This is a genomic window from Burkholderia sp. A2, from assembly GCF_001729305.1.
Lineage (GTDB): Bacteria > Pseudomonadota > Gammaproteobacteria > Burkholderiales > Burkholderiaceae > Burkholderia > Burkholderia sola.
Genome location: NZ_LZXX01000091.1, coordinates 79,069 through 97,233, shown reverse-complemented (window position 1 = coordinate 97,233; position 18,165 = coordinate 79,069). Strand labels below are relative to the sequence as shown.

19 protein-coding genes and 1 tRNA gene are annotated in these 18,165 nt (G+C 67.0%); 3 read left to right on the top strand and 17 right to left on the bottom strand.

Features of this window, described 5'->3' with window-relative positions:
- Positions 1 to 56: 56 nt before the first annotated feature.
- Positions 57 to 944 carry a cytochrome c5 family protein gene (locus A9Z05_RS14795; RefSeq protein WP_050015913.1) on the bottom strand — a complete coding sequence of 296 codons (888 nt, stop codon included), beginning with the start codon at positions 942 to 944 and terminating at the stop codon, positions 57 to 59.
- Between the two features lie 251 nt (positions 945 to 1,195).
- On the opposite strand from A9Z05_RS14795, the gene A9Z05_RS14790 reads away from it, so the two are divergent.
- A tRNA-Arg gene (locus A9Z05_RS14790) sits at positions 1,196 to 1,271 on the top strand.
- A 54-nt stretch (positions 1,272 to 1,325) separates the two neighbouring features.
- On the opposite strand, the gene A9Z05_RS14785 is transcribed toward A9Z05_RS14790, so the two are convergent.
- The 7 genes from A9Z05_RS14785 to A9Z05_RS14760 form a co-directional block, all read right to left on the bottom strand.
- Complete coding sequence (locus tag A9Z05_RS14785) at positions 1,326 to 2,357, bottom strand: tyrosine-type recombinase/integrase (RefSeq protein ID WP_371090895.1); 1,032 nt, start codon at positions 2,355 to 2,357, stop codon at positions 1,326 to 1,328.
- A complete protein-coding gene (locus tag A9Z05_RS38430; RefSeq protein WP_371090894.1) occupies positions 2,270 to 2,686 on the bottom strand; it encodes a helix-turn-helix domain-containing protein in 417 nt (138 codons plus the stop codon). The genes A9Z05_RS14785 and A9Z05_RS38430 overlap by 88 nt, the downstream gene beginning before the upstream one ends.
- 42 nt (positions 2,687 to 2,728) lie before the next feature.
- Positions 2,729 to 3,100 (bottom strand): hypothetical protein, encoded by a 372-nt coding sequence (locus A9Z05_RS34720; RefSeq protein WP_084044258.1) that lies wholly within the window; start codon positions 3,098 to 3,100, stop codon positions 2,729 to 2,731.
- Positions 3,097 to 5,889 carry a toprim domain-containing protein gene (locus A9Z05_RS14775; RefSeq protein ID WP_069618745.1) on the bottom strand — a complete coding sequence of 931 codons (2,793 nt, stop codon included), beginning with the start codon at positions 5,887 to 5,889 and terminating at the stop codon, positions 3,097 to 3,099. Before A9Z05_RS14775 ends, A9Z05_RS34720 begins: the two co-directional genes overlap by 4 nt.
- A gap of 5 nt (positions 5,890 to 5,894) precedes the next feature.
- Entirely contained in the window at positions 5,895 to 6,152 is a 258-nt protein-coding gene (locus A9Z05_RS14770; protein ID WP_069618744.1) for a hypothetical protein, read from the bottom strand.
- A gap of 127 nt (positions 6,153 to 6,279) precedes the next feature.
- Entirely contained in the window at positions 6,280 to 6,528 is a 249-nt protein-coding gene (locus tag A9Z05_RS14765; protein ID WP_006485448.1) for an ogr/Delta-like zinc finger family protein, read from the bottom strand.
- Between the two features lie 181 nt (positions 6,529 to 6,709).
- Positions 6,710 to 6,925, bottom strand: coding sequence for a hypothetical protein (locus A9Z05_RS14760; RefSeq protein ID WP_069618743.1), 216 nt, complete (start codon positions 6,923 to 6,925; stop codon positions 6,710 to 6,712).
- 90 nt (positions 6,926 to 7,015) lie between these two features.
- Between A9Z05_RS14760 and A9Z05_RS14755 the strand changes: the two genes are divergently transcribed.
- Both A9Z05_RS14755 and A9Z05_RS14750 read left to right on the top strand, forming a co-directional pair.
- On the top strand, positions 7,016 to 7,507 hold the full coding sequence (locus tag A9Z05_RS14755; protein WP_371090893.1) for a helix-turn-helix domain-containing protein: 492 nt from the start codon (positions 7,016 to 7,018) through the stop codon (positions 7,505 to 7,507).
- A gap of 312 nt (positions 7,508 to 7,819) precedes the next feature.
- On the top strand, positions 7,820 to 8,116 hold the full coding sequence (locus A9Z05_RS14750; protein ID WP_069618742.1) for a hypothetical protein: 297 nt from the start codon (positions 7,820 to 7,822) through the stop codon (positions 8,114 to 8,116).
- A gap of 189 nt (positions 8,117 to 8,305) precedes the next feature.
- On the opposite strand, the gene A9Z05_RS14745 is transcribed toward A9Z05_RS14750, so the two are convergent.
- The 9 genes from A9Z05_RS14745 to A9Z05_RS14710 form a co-directional block, all read right to left on the bottom strand.
- Positions 8,306 to 9,376 carry a phage late control D family protein gene (locus A9Z05_RS14745; RefSeq protein ID WP_069618741.1) on the bottom strand — a complete coding sequence of 357 codons (1,071 nt, stop codon included), beginning with the start codon at positions 9,374 to 9,376 and terminating at the stop codon, positions 8,306 to 8,308.
- Entirely contained in the window at positions 9,373 to 9,804 is a 432-nt protein-coding gene (locus A9Z05_RS14740; RefSeq protein WP_069618740.1) for a phage tail protein, read from the bottom strand. The genes A9Z05_RS14745 and A9Z05_RS14740 overlap by 4 nt, the downstream gene beginning before the upstream one ends.
- 24 nt (positions 9,805 to 9,828) lie before the next feature.
- Positions 9,829 to 12,396, bottom strand: coding sequence for a hypothetical protein (locus A9Z05_RS14735; RefSeq protein ID WP_069618739.1), 2,568 nt, complete (start codon positions 12,394 to 12,396; stop codon positions 9,829 to 9,831).
- 15 nt (positions 12,397 to 12,411) lie between these two features.
- A complete protein-coding gene (locus A9Z05_RS34715; RefSeq protein ID WP_006484104.1) occupies positions 12,412 to 12,525 on the bottom strand; it encodes a GpE family phage tail protein in 114 nt (37 codons plus the stop codon).
- A gap of 8 nt (positions 12,526 to 12,533) precedes the next feature.
- Entirely contained in the window at positions 12,534 to 12,905 is a 372-nt protein-coding gene (locus A9Z05_RS14730) for a phage tail assembly protein (protein ID WP_069618738.1), read from the bottom strand.
- A gap of 72 nt (positions 12,906 to 12,977) precedes the next feature.
- The gene (locus tag A9Z05_RS14725) at positions 12,978 to 13,487 is read right to left on the bottom strand and encodes a phage major tail tube protein (protein ID WP_048251463.1); all 510 of its coding nucleotides are present in this window, start codon (positions 13,485 to 13,487) and stop codon (positions 12,978 to 12,980) included.
- 28 nt (positions 13,488 to 13,515) lie between these two features.
- On the bottom strand, positions 13,516 to 14,688 hold the full coding sequence (locus A9Z05_RS14720) for a phage tail sheath protein (RefSeq protein ID WP_069618737.1): 1,173 nt from the start codon (positions 14,686 to 14,688) through the stop codon (positions 13,516 to 13,518).
- A gap of 80 nt (positions 14,689 to 14,768) precedes the next feature.
- Positions 14,769 to 15,605, bottom strand: a complete 837-nt coding sequence (locus A9Z05_RS14715; RefSeq protein WP_069618736.1) for a tail fiber assembly protein — start codon at positions 15,603 to 15,605, stop codon at positions 14,769 to 14,771.
- Between the two features lie 14 nt (positions 15,606 to 15,619).
- Positions 15,620 to 18,160, bottom strand: coding sequence for a phage tail protein (locus tag A9Z05_RS14710; RefSeq protein ID WP_069618735.1), 2,541 nt, complete (start codon positions 18,158 to 18,160; stop codon positions 15,620 to 15,622).
- Between the last annotated feature and the right edge of the window lie 5 nt (positions 18,161 to 18,165).

The window sequence follows — 18,165 nt, the reverse complement described above, 5'->3', positions numbered from 1 at the left end:
ACCCCCGCGATGCGCGTGCGTCGCGGGGGTTTTTTACGGACGGCCGTGCGGGCGCGTTACTTCGCCGCGTTGACCATGTAGTCGACGGCCGCCTTCACGTCGGCATCCGACGCGTTCGACCCGCCCTTCGGCGGCATCGCGCCCTTGCCGTGCAGCGCGTAGTTGTAGACCGTATCCATCGATTCCTTCAGGCGCGGCGCCCAGTCTTCCTTGCTGCCGAACTTCGGTGCGCCGAGCACGCCGGCCGCATGGCAGGCCTGGCAGGTCGACGCGTACAGCGCCTTGCCGGCCGTTGCCGCATCGGCGCCGGCCGGGGCGGCCGCGGGCTTTTCGCCGGCCTTCGGGATCGCGGCGATCGCGGCCATGGCCGCGGCGGCCTGCGCGTTCGATGCGTCGGCGCCCGACGCGGGCGCGCCGCTGGCGGGCTGCGCCGCGTTGGCGGCCGGCGCGGCCGGTTCGGGGAAGTTCGCGCCGTCGTTGTTCGCCATGTACACGATCGCGCGGGCGATTTCATAGTCGCTGACGTCGTCGGGGCTCGTGCCGCCGCGCGCCGGCATCGCGCCCTTGCCCGCGAGGGCCGTCTTCAGCAGCGTGTCGAAGCCTTGCGAGATGCGCGGCGCCCAGTCGTCCTTGTTGCCGAACTTCGGCGCGCCGGCGGCGCCGGTGCCGTGGCAGGTCACGCAGACGGCCTTGTAGACTTCCTCGCCGGTCTTGTACGTGCGGGGCGCGTTGGCGTCCTTCACGTCGACCTTCGCGATCGGCGCGATACGGGCGGCGACCTGCTGGTCGGATAGCGCATCGGTGCCGGCGCCGGAACGGAATGCATGGTTCGCGTAATTGGCGAACAGGACGATCAGGACGATCGGAATCGCGAACGACGCGATGATGACGGCAATCAGCTGCCCGGGGGTTTTGACGGGAGATTCGTGGGGTGCTTCGCTCATGCTTGCCTCGTCTCCGTGAATAGGAATTGTGAGCGCGGTGCAACGGCAAAATGGCAGTCCAATGAAGCACGGACGATTATAGACGGAACGTTTACATCACGGCGAGCGGCGCGATGGCGCGTGTTTACCCGCACGCAGGGCCGTCCTACGGCGATTCGACGGGCAAGGTGGACGCTTCTCGGGAAACCGGGTATCCTTGCCGTCTTGCCAATCGTGGGCGGCCTGTATATGGGGTCGCTTCACTGTCTCACGCGCCCGTAGCTCAATGGATAGAGTACTGCCCTCCGAAGGCAGGGGTTGCTGGTTCGATCCCAGCCGGGCGCGCCAAGCCTATCAAGGCTCTCAGCGGTTTCCTCCCTTCGTCGGACAGACTCATTGCAGCTAAATTGCAGCTAGCACCGGTGCCGGCTCGGCCGTCAGCGGCGTGACCCAATGCGCCAGGTGATCGGCTGACAGGTGCGCGTACCGCTGCACCATTTCCAGCGTTTCCCAGCCGCCCAGCTCCTTCAACACCTGCAGCGGCGTGCCGCGTTGCACGTGCCAACTCGCCCAGGTGTGGCGCAGGTCGTGCCAGCGGAAATCGTGCACGCCGGCGCGCCGCAGCGCCTTGGTCCAGGCGGCCGTGGCCGTCTGGTAGACCGGCTTGCCGCGATAGACGAACACGCTATCCGCGCATTCCGGCGCCCGCCGATTCGCGCGCTGGCGCTGCAGCACGGCGATCGCGGTGTCCGACAGCGGCACCGTGATCGCCTTCCGGGCCTTGGCCTGGTCCGGATGAATCCACGCGACGCGCCGCGTCAGATCGACCTGCGACCACTGCAGCCCTGTCACGTTGGCGCGCCGCAAGCCGGTTTCGAGGCTGAAGCGCGCCATGTCGGCGAGGTGCGCAGGCAGTTCAGCGAGCAGCCGCTCGGCCTCGGCCGGCGCCAGCCAGCGGATGCGTTTCGAGACGACCTTCGCGCGTTTCGTGACCGGCGCGCGCGCCAGCCATTCCCATTCGACGGCCGCGTTCAACACGGCTTTCAGCACGCCGATCACGCGGCGCACCGTGGCGTCGCTGACGGGCCGGTCGGTTGCGACGATACCGTGTCGCGTGCGCACGGTGCGCGGTTCTCGACGTTTGGCGAGGGCGATCGCATCGATGCGGTTCCGGTCGATGTCGGCGAGCGCGACGCCGGACAGGTGCCGGTCGAGCCAGCGCAGATGGATCTTCGACGTCTCCAGGCTCGCGAGGCCGGATCGTTCTCCGACGTAGCGGATGACCGCGTCGTTCCATGAATGGCGCGGCTTCGTGCCGAGCCGCGCCTGGTTCCAGAGGTCGACCTTCAGCCGGTCGTGGAATTCCTGGGCCTGCGCTTTGTCGCGGGTGCCAGTGCTTCCCTGTACCGGCGTTCCGCCGCCAGGGGGGTACAGCTTGTATTGCCAGTTCGGGCTGGTTTTTCGTTTGTAGAGCGACATGAGTGGGCTTCCTCGTGCTGATCGTCCTGCGCCGCTCGCGGGAGCCATTCCCCGGCGAGGTAGCGCTGCAGGGCCATGATGGAAAAGATCCAGCGCTTGCCGACCTTGCGGCCGGGCAGCATGCCGGCCCGGGCCTTCAGGCGCACCGTTTCGGGATGCGCGCCGAGCAGGGCGGCTGCGCCGGACAGGTCAACGGTCGCCGGGTTCGTATCGGCGGCAGGCCGCGCGGCGGGCGGACACGCAGCGCAACCGGTGGCATGGTGGAGGGCGTGTGAAGGGCGCATAACACGTTGATATTCAAGAGTTTTGTTTGCCATGTGTCGCCATCATTCAGACGTGGCGGCCGCGTGGAACTCGTGGCGCGAAGCTGCGGTACCGCTCGCGACCGATGGCGTCGCGCGCCTGACTCGTGGTGCTCGACGGCGGCGGCCTGCCGCGGCCTCCCCGTATGCTTTCTTCTTTTCTTTCAATGCTTTGAAGAGAGAAGGAGAAGGGGATGCAGCAGCCCGCGAGCAAGCCGGACCCGTGGCAAAAGCGGCCGGACCCATGGCGATCCGAGGGCAATGCGCGGCGGTACTTTCCTCGACAATCAAGGACTTGCGAACCATGACCGGCGAAATCCACGACTCGCTTGCGCCGCCCGCCGGTCCCTCGCGATCGCCGGAGCGCACCAGCCGGTTGGCTTGATCGCGGCTCATGCGCGGCGTCCGTGCAGCGCGTCGGTCGCGAGGTCCTCGCGCACCGACACGTGCAGGCCGAAGGTGGCCAGTCGCTCGAGCGACACCGGCGTCAGGTACGGCACGCGGCGCATGTAGATGCGGCGCTCGACCTCTTTCTCGCCGACCACGACACCGGCGTGCTTGAGCTGCGCCTTGAACACGCGGTCGGACTTCACGGGCAGGCCGTTCCATTTGTCGCGCAGGGCGCTCGTGTGGGCGAGGTGATCCATCACGTGCCCGGTGCGCAGCAGCAGGCAGAACTCGCCGTCGACGGTGTCGAACGTGTACGGATGCTTGTAGTTGCCGCCGTCGATTTCCGACAGCACCGTCTCCATGATCCAGACCCACGGCTCGCGGTCGGCACTCGTTTCGGCGACGTGGCCGTTCATCTCGGCGATCAGATCGCGCGGGAACTCGCCTTCGCCGGGATCCATTCCGGCAAATTCGCACAGGTAGCGCCATGCCAGTCCGACCGCCGCGTAATTGGCGGCCATGCGCCGCGCGCCGTCGTCCTCGCCGCTTGCGCGGCAGCCCCCGAGCGCCTGGTCGCGCAGTGTCGCGTATTGATCCAGCGCCGTGCGCCGGTCGAGCCCGGTCAGGAATTCGAGCCATTGCCGGACCGGGAAGCGCGGCAGGTCGTCGGGCAGCAGCGGCCCGCGCTTGCCGGTCAGCGTCGTACGCACGAGCTTGCCGAGCAGGCTGCGCACCGGCACATCCTCGCCGGCCAGCATCACGGGTGCGCACAGCAGGTATTCGGTCATGTCGGTGCCGCGCCGCGTCACCGTGTATTGATAGTTTTCCTGCAGCAGCCCGACCGCCTTGTCGATCACATCCTGCCGGCGTGCCGACAGTTCCTCCCAGCCGACCGGATGGCTCGTATGACTGATGCTGGTTAGCAGCCGGAATTCCGTTTGCAGCGACTGCCCGGAGAACATCGTGAACGCGAGCGAGCGCTCGAGCCGCTTGATGAGCGTCGACTTGCCCGCGCCCTTGTTCGCCTGGATCGTGAGGTGCGGCCAGAAACCGAGCAGCGCTTTCAGATGACCACCGAGCGCCCAGACGAGCGGGATCGTCGCGGCGTTCTGCCGGAACGTCGTCTGGTAGGCCGCGATCACGCGGCGCGCGTCGCTCACCGGGCCGCCCGGGAAGGTCAGGTTGTGATACGGGCACTGCTTGTCCGCTTCGGTGAAGTAGCAGTCGGGGCCTTCGTTGACGATCAGCCGGCCGTCGCGCCAGGCGAGCCCGACGAAGTTTGCGGCGCGGCGTGCGCCCAGGTCGGCGCCGCGCTCGAGGATGTTGACCATCCGCTTGAACGGCGCGGGTGCCCAGATCGGACCGAACTTGCTCCACTGATCGACGTTGTGCAACTGGTCGTCGAGCATCACGCGACGGATCAGCTGGGCACCGTGCCGCGGCGCCTGCACCGACACCGCGAAGTAGACGGTGGGCGCCTGATCGGCGTCGCCCGTCATCGTCGAGGTCGCGCTCGCGACGGCCACGCGGCTGATGCCGGCGATGCGAAAGCCGCACAGGTCCGTCATCACGGGCGTATCGACGCCCGATTCCTCGTTGCGATCCATCTTGGTGATGTAGCTCGTGAAATCCGGGCGCACACGAAACCGCCAGTACTGCGCGAAGTCGTGCGGCGGCAGGAACAGGCGCGGCCGGCCGCGGCGCGATGCGTCGCCGGGCAGCCCGGCGAGCAGCCACGGTTCGAGCTGGTCGAGCGCGCGCGCCAGCTCGGCCGGACCGCGCAGCTGCAGGTAGTCGTTCACGTCGTTGATCGGCGTGCGCGTGGTGTCGCCGTCCGCCAGATCTGCGAACCACTCCGACTGATCGACCAGCACGGCGCTGATGTCGAGTGCCGTCAGCCGTTCGTAGAGCGCCCACGCGGCCTCCGGGCCGGGCCGCTGTCCGGCACGCGGGTGGCCGTCGGCGAATGGTTCGTCGTTGTCCAGGCAGATCGTGACCTGCTTGCCGCGCAGGAACGCGAAGTCGATGCGCTCGACGTTCGCGAGGCCACGCAGGGCGAGCGCGGCCGTGCCGGGCAGCGCGCAGGTGTCGATCGACAGCGCGTTGATCGCGCTCTCGACGATCACCACACGCTTCGCGCGCTCGAGCCGGCGCGCGTCGGCGGTCCACGCGTAACCGGCCTTGTCGCCTTGGGTCTGGGTCTTCACCCCGCCGTTGAGCGCGGGATCGACGTAGCGCATGTCGACCGCCACGACCCGTGCATCGCCCGGCGCGCGCACGACGAACGCGGCCGCGGGGCCGCCGTGGCCGACCTCGCCGGCGGTGATTTTCGGGCTCGTCCACGTATTGAAGCCGAGGGTGCGCGCGGCGAGCGCCGCATCGATCGCGGCGACTGCGATGCCGCGGCTGCCGAGGTAGTCGCGCACGCGTTCGCGTTCAGTCACGCACCGATCGGCGATGTATTCCACGGTCGATTTCTCGCGGCGCTCGGCCGGCGCCGGCCGCTCGGACGGGAGACCGTATGCGTCGTGGAGATAGCGGACGGCGTCGGCGACGGTGCCGCCGCGCGCGTGGATCACGAGGTCGATGCAGGATCCGCCGGCATCGGCGCTGTGGTCGCGCCAGCCGGTGCCGTACTTCGGGTGGTTCGCATAGATCGACAGTGACGGGCTGCGGTCCGCATGCTGCGGCGAGTGATAGAGCGCGCGGTCGCCGCCGCGGCCGCGCTTCAGGCCGAGACGGCTCGCAAGATCGTGCAGGTCGATGTGTCGTTTCAGTTCGTCGATCGAAGCCATCTTCTTTATTGCTGTCGTTCCGGTTGGGCGGGCTGCGCGGGGGTACCGGCCGAGGCCGGTGGCGCGACGAGGGCGTGCAGCGCGGCAGCGGATTGCGGGAAGCCGAGCGCAAGGCGATCGGCGAGCGCCGACACGAAGTGGCCGAGCATGTGCTGGCGCGCGACGCTGCCGGATGCGTGGTCGCGGCGCAATGTGTCGGCGGCGGCCGCGATGGCGGCGCGGAGCGCGACGTCGTGCGGTGCGGGTTCGGCGTAGCGGTTCATGTGAGTGCCCCTGCGCCATGCCTCGAACGGTTCAAGTTCATGAGGAATCCTTTCAATAGAAAAAACGATCCCTCGCGCCGCTCAAGCACGATGCGAGGGAAACGGGAGAAGGTGACGGGTTAGGGCGTCAGACGGGCAGCTCGAGCTGCGCGGCGAGGCGTTCGCGCACGTGCGGCGAGAGCGGCAACTGCAACGACAGGTTCGGGATCGCGGACGGCGACAGCGTGCGCGCGAATTCCATGTTGACGACGTACGTGTGACCGCATTCGGGATTCGAGCACTGGAACGTGATTTCGCGGAAGGTCAGCGACATTTCACGGCTGCTGCGCGCCGTGGCGCGGGTGCGGCAGTGCGGGCAGCGGTTCAGGATTCGCATGAGGGCTCACTCCGGGCGAAAGACTGCAGATGGCCGGGGCCGTCCCGGGTAGCGTCCGCGGCCGCGCTGCGGCACTGGCCGATCGGCGGATGGATGCGGGCGCTCGCACGGCTCACAATCGATGCCGCGGGCACGGACGGTCGGGCGCGTTCGAAAGCGGGGAACATGAGCGCGCTCCGGCTCACTGGCGCGCGCTGCGCGAGCGAGGCGCCGCGATCGCGCGCAGATGGCTGGCGCCGAGGCGGATCAGTTCGCGCGCCATGCTCGAGATCGAGCGGTTGCGCTGGGCGGCGAGCTGCTCGAGCTCGCCGCGCTCGACAGGCGTCAGGCCCACGTAGACGGGCTTGTCCGACATCGTGCCGCGCGGCGAACGGCGCGGACCTTTGGGAGTATTCATGGTCGGTATACTTTGCGGAGATAGTCTTGCGTTACGGTGAGGCTAGTCTAATGAGCAAAAAACGGCTCGTCAATTGTTAATGGGTAATTTATGGCACAAATTGGGAGTCGCCTGCGGGATGAGCGCTTGCGGATCGGGCTCAGCCAGGACGAGTTTGCGACCGTGGGTGGCGTGGCTAGACGCTCGCAGTCGGCGTACGAGTCGGACGAGCGCGCTCCCGACGCGGCCTATCTGCTGGCCGTTCGCGAGATCGGCGTCGATATCGGCTACGTGCTGACCGGCGAGCGGTCCGCCGCAGGGGAAGCGGCGCCGGCGGAAAGGATCCGCGACGCCGACGAAGCCGAAGTGCTCGCGATGTATCGGCAGCTCAACGACACCGGCAAGGCCTCGCTGCATGCGTTCCTCGCGAGCTGCATCAGCACCGGCGCGATGGTGCAGACCGTGACGCCGCGGCGTGCGAAGCGTCTGCCGGAGAAGCGCCGCGCGGCGCTCGATCAGCGTACGGCAGAGAACGTCGACCGCGCGATGGCCGAGATCGAACGGCTGAAGGCCGAGCGCGCGGCGAAGCAGCCGAAGAAGTAATGCATCCGCGGGGTGGCGCCCCGCCACATCACCCGGCGCGCATGCATGCGGCGCAACCTGCGTGGCCGTCTCTCTTCCCGAACCGTTGCGGGGTGCGACGGCGGAGCAGCGCATTTCCCGTTTTCCGCTGTCGCCCAGGTGCGCTCGGCGCACTGCACGAGGGCATCGGATAAAATCGGATGAAATACTGTATATCCATACAGTATTGGTTTAGCATTCTGAAAGCCGGTGAGCTGGCGGCGGGGCGTTCCGAGGCGGCCCGTCGTGTCAGGCGGCCCCCGGTTGATGACTGAGTTTGCGGAGACCGGAAAAATGGACACCAACAGGAAGCACGACAACGGGACGATCGGCGCGTCGGCGCACGCCGACTATCGCGCGGACGCGCGTGGAGCGACGATGGGGCCGCCGCGATATCGTTCGGACCTGACCGACGATGAGCGGGCCGATGCGCACGCAGCGATCGACAACGCGATGCTGTCGGTCGGGCAGGTGCTCGAAGCCGCGCTGCAGGCGATGGCCAATCTGCGCGATGCGCGCGCCACGTTGCAGCAATGTGGCGACGCGCGCGACCTGCGCATGACGCTCGGCGGGCGTCAGCAATCGAGCTGAACCGGCGCCCCACACTGATCCCCCGCAGGCCGGCATTCGCTTCGGCCGCTGCAACGAATCCGGGCCGCGCCCTCTCGCGCGTGGCCTCACTCCCCCTCCCGCGACATCCTGCCTTCGCCCCCGCGATCGACGACCTGCAATCGCGCGTCGCGGCACGGTCGCGCATCGGTCGCCGGCGGAGCCTTCCGGTCAGCGCTGGCCGGCGTGCGGCTTCTTCTTCGGCGCGTCGCGCACCTCGAGCTCGAGCGCGGTGGTCAAGCCGCCGTCGCCGATCGTATGCGTCGCTTTCTTCACGAGCCACGGCGTGTCGTCGATGTCCGGCTTGAATCCCGTCACGGTGACGGGCATCTCGGGAAACAGCTCGGGCCGACCGAGCGCGAGTGTGTAGCTCAGCGTGGACTCGCCGCGCTGCGTGCGCGCATATTCGGCTTGCGCGGCCGCGCGCGCCTCGGCCTCGGTCGCGTAGTCCTCGGGCAGCACCTTGACGTTCTTGCCTTTGGCATCGCCGACGATCACCGAGAGCCGGCGCGCACTGCCGTTCGAGTGATAGTGCGCGCGCACCGACGTGTAGCTGTCGCGCTGAGCGACGTGATAGCGATGCTGGTCGCCGCTCGCGCGCGTGAGGGCCAGCACGTCGAGCGGCTTGCCGCGGACCGTCTTGCCGCTGCCGATCGGCGTGAACAGCAGGTGCTTGTCCTTCACGGTCATCACCGCATCGTAACGCCTCGCGACGCGCGTCAGGAACGACATGTCGGACTCTTGCGTCTGGTCGACGTGATCGATCCGCGTCGCGGCGAGCGTCGCGTCGACGGCAGCCGTGAGCCCGTAGCGCGCGGCGATGGTGCGCACGATCGCGCCGATCGTCTGCCGGTGCCAGCTTTTCTCGCGACGTTCGTGCATGTCGTTCGTCATCGATGCGGAGCGGGCGCGGATCGTGATGACGTCCGGTGCACCGCCATGCTCGACTTCGTCGACCGTGAACGTCCCCTTGTCGACCAGTGGCTCGCCGACCCATCCGATCGACAGCTTGATGCTCGCACCGCGTTTCGGAATCGCGAACGTGCCCTGCGCGTCGTCGAGGACCAGGTCGAGCATGTCCGCCTCGTCCGCGCGCGATTCCGACAGCGACAGGCTGATGAGGTTGGGGGCGATCAGGCGCGACAGATCGCGGCCGTCGAGCGTGATCCGGTAGTCCGCCTGCGGCTGCAAGCGGCCCGCGCGGGCCTGTACGCTACCCGGCTTGCGTTCCTGCGTGCTCATTGCTCGGCCGCTCCGCTTTCGACGTCCTGCTGCGCTTCGGCGAGCACGCCGTCGTCGACGCGCTTCAGCGTCAACGTGAACGCGATCTTGCGCGGCGTGCCTTCCTTCGTGTGATACGTGGCCGTTTCGTTGAGGCTGTCGATGACGTAGGCACCGTACACGTTGCCGTTGCCGTCGACGAGCACGTAGGCGTCGCCGGCGTCGCCCATGCGTGCGAGCGCCTCGATCGACGCGATCTCGCCGATGCCGTTCTCGGGCGCGACGATGCCGGTGAGGGTGATCGTGTCATCGCCCGCGCCGGTGAACTGGCTCGCGTCGCGCACGCCGACGCGCGAGCTGCTGCGATGCTTCCAGTTGCGCTGGCGCTGGAGTTCCTGGTACGGCGTGGTCGCCAGGCTGAAAACGAACTGGTCGAGCGACATCATCATGGGCGGGTTTCCTCGAGCGGACAATCAATCGGACAGGCGTGACGCGCTGCGCGACGCCTTCGCGCGTTCGGCGCGTTCGAGCTCGGCGCGCACCATGCGGGCGATCTGGGCCGCATCGGCGCCGGGCGGCGGTGCGATGTTGATGGTGACGGGGCCGCCCGCGGGCGCGGCGCTTGCTGCGGCGGCTGGCGCCGTGAGCGGCGGGCGATAGTCGAGCGACACGTTGTAGCGTTCGAGCGGCGCGGCGGAGCCGATCGCCGGGCTTGCCGCAAACGCGGGCGGCCCGACCAGCGCGGCGGCGGTCGTGAGCGTGGCCGCGGTTCGCGTCATGCGGGTCGGGGTGCCGGTGGTGCCGCCCATCCCGCCGTCGGACGTGGCCGACGGCTGCATGCCGAGCTTTTCCTTGAGCCAGCCGAGCGTCGAGCTGCCCAGGTTGCCGACCGTATCCTTCAGCGCGCCGAGGCGATTCGTGATGCCGTCGACGAGGCCGGACACGACGCTGGCGCCGATTTCCTGGAAACGCGTGCCGATGTCGCCGAACCAGTCGCCGATGCTGCCGAGCGTGGTTTTCACCCACTCGACGGTGGCGTCCCATTTCGCGGTGATCCAGTCGCCGGCAGCGCCGAACGCGCCCTTGATCGCTTCCCACAGCGCGATGAACTTCGGCCCGAGCGTGTCCCAGTTCTGCCAGACGTAGACGCCGGCCATCGCGATCAGTCCGATCACGGCCAACAGCGGATTCGCCATCGCCAGCCGGCCGAGCGTCAGCAGCGCTTGCCCGACGAGCCTGAACGCGCCGACCATCGACGTCGCGAAGCGCAGCACATTGACCGATCCCAGGATATTGCCGAAGACGCTCGCCAGTGTGCCGGCGACGGTGAGTACACCGCCCAGCGCCGCGAAGGTCGTGACGAGGATCCGGGTGGCCGTGCCGTGTTCGCGCACGAACCGGACGATCTTCTCGAGCACCTTGGCCGTCACGTCCAGCGCCGCGTTGTAGACCGGCGTGATCTTCTCGCCGATCTCGAGTTTAAGGTCGCGCAATTGCGCGAGCACGACGAGCTCCCGGCCCGCGGTCGAATCCGCGGCCTTCGCCCGCATTCCGGTGACGCCGTCGGCGGCGGCGCTCTGCCTTTCGGTGTCGTGGATCTGCTCGCGCTGGTCATACATCGTCGTGAGCAGGGTGCCTGCGGCCTTGTCGGGGACCAGCTTTGCCAGCGCGGCTTTCACCTTGTCGGGCTGGGTGATGCCCTTCGCGGCCAGCTTCGGCAGCAGCACCTTTTCGAGCCATTCGAGCGGCGATGCCTGCAGCATGTCGCTGCCCGCCAGCGCACCCGGCTTGAGCCCGCGGATCGCGCCGTTCTTCGCGTGCATGACCCCTTTCGGATCGACCAGGCCGAGCGCCGTCAACTGCCGTGCGGCGAGAGCCGTCATCTTGCCGTCGAAGAGGCTGCCGGACAGCGCGGCGAGGCCTTCGCCGGCCGCCTTGCCGCCGAGCTTCTCGATGAGCGGCTGCATTTGGTAATAGAACGCGTCCGTGCGCAACTTCCTGGCTGCGCCGCCCCCCGATTCGGCGAAGTTGTTCCACTCATCGCCGCTGACCTTGCCGCCGGTTGCCGTCTGCATCTTCTGCACGATGTTCGCTTCGACGCCGAACGCGGCTTCGCTCTTCGTGCCGCCGCGCAGGTCGATGACTTTCAGCATGCCCATGAACTTGTCGACGTTCGCCTTGGCGTCGTCCTTGCCGAACAGCGCCTCGTTCGCCGACCTCATGTTTGCCAGCATCGGCAGCGCGACGCGCGCGCGTTGCTCGTCGCCACCCAGCGCCGACAGCGATTCGCGCATCAGCGCCAGGTTGTCGACGACCGACTGTCCGCCGATCTGCTGCGCGCGGGCGAAATTCACGGCGTCGGCCGAGGCGCCCTGCGCGCGCAGACGCAGCGTTTCGCTTTCGGCCTGCTTCGCGACGTCGAGCGGCTCCGACAGCATGCCGAACATGCTTTTGCCGGCGCCCGTCACCGTCTTGCCGCGCTCCGCCCATTGCCTGCCGACGCCGCTCAATGCGTCGATCTTCGCGCGCCGGGCATCGGCGCGCTTGCGTCGCGCGTCGTCGAACGCGAGCGAGTCGGCCGTCATCTTCGCCTTGCGTCGCGCGCTGTTCGTGGCCAGCGCGAATTCGTGCTGATCGAGATGACGCGTGTCGATGCCCGCGCCGACGAGCTGCGTGCGCAGTTCGCGGATGCGCGCGACCTGCCTGCCTTGCGTGGCCGTCAAATCCGTGGCCGTGCGTTGCACTTTGGCGAGGTCGTCGATCATCTGGCGTGACGGCGGACCGGACGCGCGCAGCGCCACGCTCAGCTCCCCGGCGCGCAGCTTCGCCGTTTTGAGGTCGGTCGCGGTTTTCGCCACACCGCTGCGCAAGTCGCGAAACTCGCCGATGCGCTTCTGCGTCTTCGCCATGTCGTCCAGCTCGCGGCGGGTTGCGCGCAGCGAGTCGGCCAGCCCCTTGTTGCCGGTCAGCATCATTTGCAGGGGCTTCGTCATGTTGTCGATCATGTCGACCATGACGCGCAGTTTCAGGGTGTTGTCCATCGTCGATCGTTTCGCTCATTGGGCGCCGGCACGCACTCGCGCGCGTTCGCGCCAGTCCATCAGCTCGGCCAGGCTGAAGGCATCCATCACGGGCGGTGTCCAGCCGAACACCGTCGCGATGTCCGCCATCGGGTCTTCTATGCGGTCTGGGAGGCCAGTCGGGATTTCACGGCCTTCGGCATCAAAAAACCGGCGAAGATGCCCCCCAGCTGCACGAGGTCGGCGGGATCGATGCTGGCGACGTCGGCTTCAGTCAGCATCGGCGAGCTGATGCGCGGCAGCACTTTCGACAGCGCGACCACGTCGAGGCTGACGAGGTCGGACAGCGACACGCCGCGCAACTCACCGGATTTGGGCTTGCGCAGCGTAATCGACGTAATCGTCTGGGTGCCGCGCACGAGCGGCGTGTCGAGCGTATGCGTCGCCGGATCGTCCTGCTCGGGTGTCTCGATGGCGCTCGCATCGGCCTGCAGGTCGGTAACGGCGGCGTCGGATTGGATCGGGTTCATGGTGGTCCTGTGCGTGATCAGTCGGAAGGAAAGGTGAAGGCAGGCCCGGCCGCGTAACCGGCCGGTGGCCGATTACAGGCCGATCGCGTTGCGCAGCGCCGCGAACAGGTCGTTGCCGTTGACCTTCTCGATCATGTTGACGAAGTCGATTTCGATCACGTCCTGGCCGTTCACGGACAGCTTGTAGTAGCTGGCGACCGTCGTGACCTTGAACGCGGTGTCCTCCTTCGACTTCGCGGTGCCCGGATCGATTTCGCTATGACGGCCGCGGATGACGATCTCGATCGCGTCGACGTTGGTCGAATCCTCGGATTGATAGCCGCCGGCGAAGCGCAGCAGCACGCCGTCGTGCTTCGTGATCGCATACTGGCCGAGCACGGAGCGCATGAAGCCGCCGCAGGTCCATTCGAGCTGGATCCCTTCCTGCCCGAAGTCGACCTTGATCGGGCCGCTCATGCCGCCGCCCTGATAGTCCTCCATCTTGCGCGTGAGCTTCGGCAGCGTGACTTCGACGACCTGGCCGACGAAGTTCTCGCCGTTCTGGAACAGGTTGAATCCCTTGAGTTTGCGAGGCATACCCATCGTGTTTGACTCCTGGTGAGGCCGATCGTTACGCGCTCACGCGCGCGGCGAAATCGGCGAGATAACGGTCGGTGATGCGCTGGCGCAGCATCAGGTTTTCGAGCGGCGGAACCGGCGTGTATTCGTAGTCGAGATACGCCTTGCCGGCCTTCAGCACGTCGGTCGTGTTCGGCTCCGGGTCGTACCAGGCGGAGCCGCCGATCAGGTAGCCCTGCGAGATCCATTCGCGGAACTTGGCGTTGATCGTCTCGATGATGTCGCGCGGCAGCGACGGGTTGAGCGGGCCGTCGACGATGGCCATCTGCGCTTCGGCGATCGAGTCCGCGATGACCTGCGCGGTGCGCGTGTAGTTCTCGAACGCGAACAGCGGATCGTCCGAGCACGTGCGCGAACCCCAGAAGCGGAAGCCATTGCGGTTCACGAGCGTGGTCACGTCCTGTTCGTTCAGGAAACCCGCGTCCGTCGCCGGATCCTGCAGGTCCCACGACACGTCGGCGCTGATGCCGGTGACGCCGTTCACGCCGACGTTCGACAGCGTCTTGTGCCAGCCCGTGTCGTTGTCGATCTTCGCGCGCAGACCGGCGGCATACGCGGTGGCCGGTACGACGACCGTCATGTTGGTCGTATCGTCCCAGGCAAGGAAGTCCGGCCAGACCACCATGAGCTCGCGCTGGCTGAATTGCTTGCGATAGGCGACGGCTTCTTCTTTCGTCTTGCAGCCGTTGGCCGACACGTACGCGAACGCGCGCAGCGATTGCGCGATCGACGCCAGCGCGGCGGCGACGGGTTGCGTGTCGAGGCCGGGCGTCGCGAGGATGCGCGGCTTCACGCCGAAGCGCGCTTGCGCGCCGAGCAGCGTCTTCATGCCGGTGTACTTGCCGTCGGCGGTGACGCTGCCGATCACGTTGGTCGCCGTTTCGGCTGCGTCCTTGCCTTCGGCGACGCGCACGACGATCGTGACGGGCTTGGTTTGCCGGCCGATCGCGTCCAGCGTGCGGCGCAGCGTGCCTTTGGTGCCGGCCTTGCCGAGCGCGGCGACGACGTTGGTCAGAAGGACCGGTGTGTCGAGCGGGAAGGCGGTGGCGTCGGCGTCGGATGCGGTGCAGACGATGCCGACGACGGCCGTCGACACCGTGCGGATCGGGCGGCTGCCTTCGTTGATTTCGATGACGCGTACGCCGTGGTGGTAATCCTGCGGCATGGTGTGTGACTCCTGTGATGAATAGAAAACGGAAACGAGATCACGTTCGCTTGCGGGCGCGCATCATGCGGCCCGCCGCCTTACGCAGTTCGTTCGGGATTCTCCGGCGAGTCGTGAGCCGGATTCTTGAGCGGTGCCGGTTCGTCGGGCCAGACCACCTGCCGGTCGCCGAGCGCGTTGTCGACTGCGCGCTCCAGCGCATCCGCGTAGGTTTTCCACGCGCGATAGTTGATCTGATCGACCGCCGACAACGTGCCATTCGTAAATGCGTCGCCGTTCTCATCGAGGAACGCTCGTGCCCGTCGGATCCGGTTTTCGTATTCGGACAGCATCGGCCCGCAGACGACGTCGAACGATCCGGGCTCGGCCGGCCACTCCGCTACGTCGGGAAAGCGCTCGGACTCGATCACGCGCACAAGGTCGAGCTGGTAGTCAGTCCAGGCGAGGAAGTAGTAGGCTTCTTCACGAGACAACCGCCGCGCTGCGAATGCGTCGGCTTTGCCGCGATTCATGTCGCGGGCGCGTGCCATCCGGGTTTCGAATTCATTCATCGCAGCAGCACGTTGTTTGTTCGCGATGCGCGCCGCGTCGATCACCCATTCCCCGTTTCGCCATACGTGGTCATCGGAGGGGCGACGTTTGTCCGTCAGGCGCAGTTCGTCGGGTGCCGTACCGGCCGCCATGATCTCGGTCGGTTCGCCGTTGTCCTGCCGGTACAGGACCTGCCCGCGATGATCCGGCAGCAATATCCACGCATCGTTCCGGCGAAACGGCCAGGTCATTTGCGGACGCTCCGGCAGCGGGTCGGGCGTACTGAACGCCGGTATCAGCCATCGATCGGCGTTCATCGGATCGGGGTCGGCTAGGCAACTCGAAAGGTATTGCCCCGTCACTGCGTCGAAGTTGTGAATCAGCATGGTTGTCCCTGTTTCTAGTAAGCGCGGATCATTGCGAGCAGTGCGACGTTGCGCGGTCGCGTTTCACCGGCGCCGTCGCCATTGACGGTGATCGCATGCGAGTGCGCGCCCGCGTTGCCGATGCCGACGTTGTGCGCGTGGTTGCCGTCGCCACCGACCCAGACATTGATTGTCGCGGCGTCGGTCCCGACGCTGAACTGGCGGCCGTTATCGGGTCCATAGGCGCGACCGACGCTGGTCCCGTAGGCCGCATCGGCACCGAGGCCGACACCGTGTGCGTGCGCGTCCTGCCCGACGGGGTGACCGTGCCAGCCTTGCGTGTCCGTCCATGCGCTGTGAGCGTGATCACCCACGCCGCTGGCGCTTGCGCCGTGGCTGTGCCAGCGGTTCGTGCTGTCCTGCCATGAGCCGATGATGCGATTGGTGTCGATGCCTCGGGCGTCGTCCCAGCACCGGACGAATTCGCCGCGCATCTCCGGCAGGCGGAACGTCGTCGTGCCGTCGCCGGACGAGAAGCAGCCCCAGAGGGCCTTCGTCCATTCGTCCTCCGTCACCAGCGCGCCGCTGGCCTGTGCGTAGGCCCACAGCGCCGGGTAATCGGCGCGCTTGACGAGCGCGCCGTTGACTTTCAGGAAGCCCGCGCGCACCGACGTGCGAGGCTCGAAGACGATCTGGCCGATAGAGGTCGTTGACAGAGCAGCGAGTACCCATTCGGTCGTTGCGAGCGCTGTCGAACGATCGCCTGCCGCCGGCGTGGGACCCTGTACCGGAGTTTTGAAGACGGTGCCGCCCGGTGTGAACGATGCTTGCGCAACCGAGTTGCACGTGACGCCGAACGATCCGTCGTTGATGTGGTACAGGCCGGTGTCCGGCGCGCCGTCGTTGAGGAACGTGAGGGAGGGCGCTTGCGCACTGCCTTCCGACAGGTAGATTCGCTTGCCGGAATCGAACCAGAGATCGCCCGACATCGTGCCGCCCTTCGTGCGGTCGAGCGGCGTCAGATTGCCGGTGTGCCAGACCGGCTTGTCATCGACGCGGAACGTATGGTCATCGGTCCGATACTGGAACGAGCCGGCGTTCCCGCCCCCCCATCCAATCGCTTTGTCGTTGCCGAAGAGGTATCCGTCGATGGGACCGAGTCGGATGTGCCCTTCGCCGGTACCGCGCCCGACCACGAGTTCGCCACCGATGTTCGTCGAGGCTCCGCTGGCGTTGATGATGACATTTCCGCTGGTGAGCGACCAGGCAAACGGGCGGAAATCGTTCCACTGGCCGTCCGGATCCCCCTTGTTGGTCGACAGCAGATAGACGTCCTTGCCGTCATTGCGCAATAGGGCGCCGTAGCCATTGGAGATCGCCCGGAAATGCGCACCGGTGGTGTCCATGTCACGCGCGGTCAATCCACCGCTGAAAGTTGCGGTGCCGCCGACCTGAATCGCGTTGCGGCCGTCGTCAACCGACGTCCCGATCAACATGCGACCAGACGGCAGCACGCGAACGCGCGCTGCGCCACCCGCGACGATATCGCAGGAGCCGTCGACGTCTTCGGAACCGATGCTGGCGTTGCCCGCTGTGCGGAAATAACCATTGGCCTCGTCGGCAGCAACCCAGGCCTTGACGCTGCCTTGGCCTCCCGAGATGGTCGTGCCATAGGTTCGAGCGTTGCCGTCGACCTGCAGTCGCGAATTTCCGTCGTCGTTCTTGACGTCGCCAACGAGCATCCGGCCGCCGTAGGTGATGCGCATGGCGCGCGCCTGGTACGAATCGGCCTGGATGTCGTTGACCGTGCGGTTCAGCCACAGGTCGACGTACTCACGGCCCCAACCGCCATTGTCGAAACCGGAGCGGATCGTTGCGACCAGGCGTGATCCGGTGTCCGGGCTGTCGCCTCCGAATGTGCCGTGCAAGCGTACGCGGCTTTCGCGGCCGTTCTTGCCCGACGGAGGGCGAATCGACACGTGCGCGGTGTCCGGACCCGCATCGAATTCCGTGGCGACCGGGCCCGTGAACTTCGCGCCGGTCAACGCTGCGTATCGCGACGCAGCGGTCTTTGGCGTGATGGCGCGCGTGTCATCGCCACCCGCGTCGACTTCCCCCTGCGTCGCCAGCTCGACCACCCCCTGCCGCTCCGTCGTCGCCGGCGGATTGAGGAACGACGCATCGCCGAAGACGAGTTGCGTCGCGTCGATCGTCGCGAACTGCATGTCGGTCGACAGCAGCAGCAACGCGGCAGGCGATTTCTCCATGATCGGCGTCGCCTGGCCGTACGCGGCCAGCAGCACGCCGTTGTCGAGGTAGAGGCCGAAGCCGTACAACGAATACTGGTCCGCCGAGTCGTCCTTCAGCGTCGTATGGATCGTGTCCGGCGCGACGTTGGCGCCGCCAAAGGACTTGATCCGCTTCAGCTCGTTCGGCAGCTTGGTGAGCCCCTTGTCGGCGACGAACGGGGCGTTCGCCAGGCCGATTTCCACGACCTGGTGGGCGTTCGTGCCGCCGTTGCCGGCGGCGACGAGCGCCGCACGGCCGGCGTCGGTGATGATGATCTGGGTTGCCATGTGCG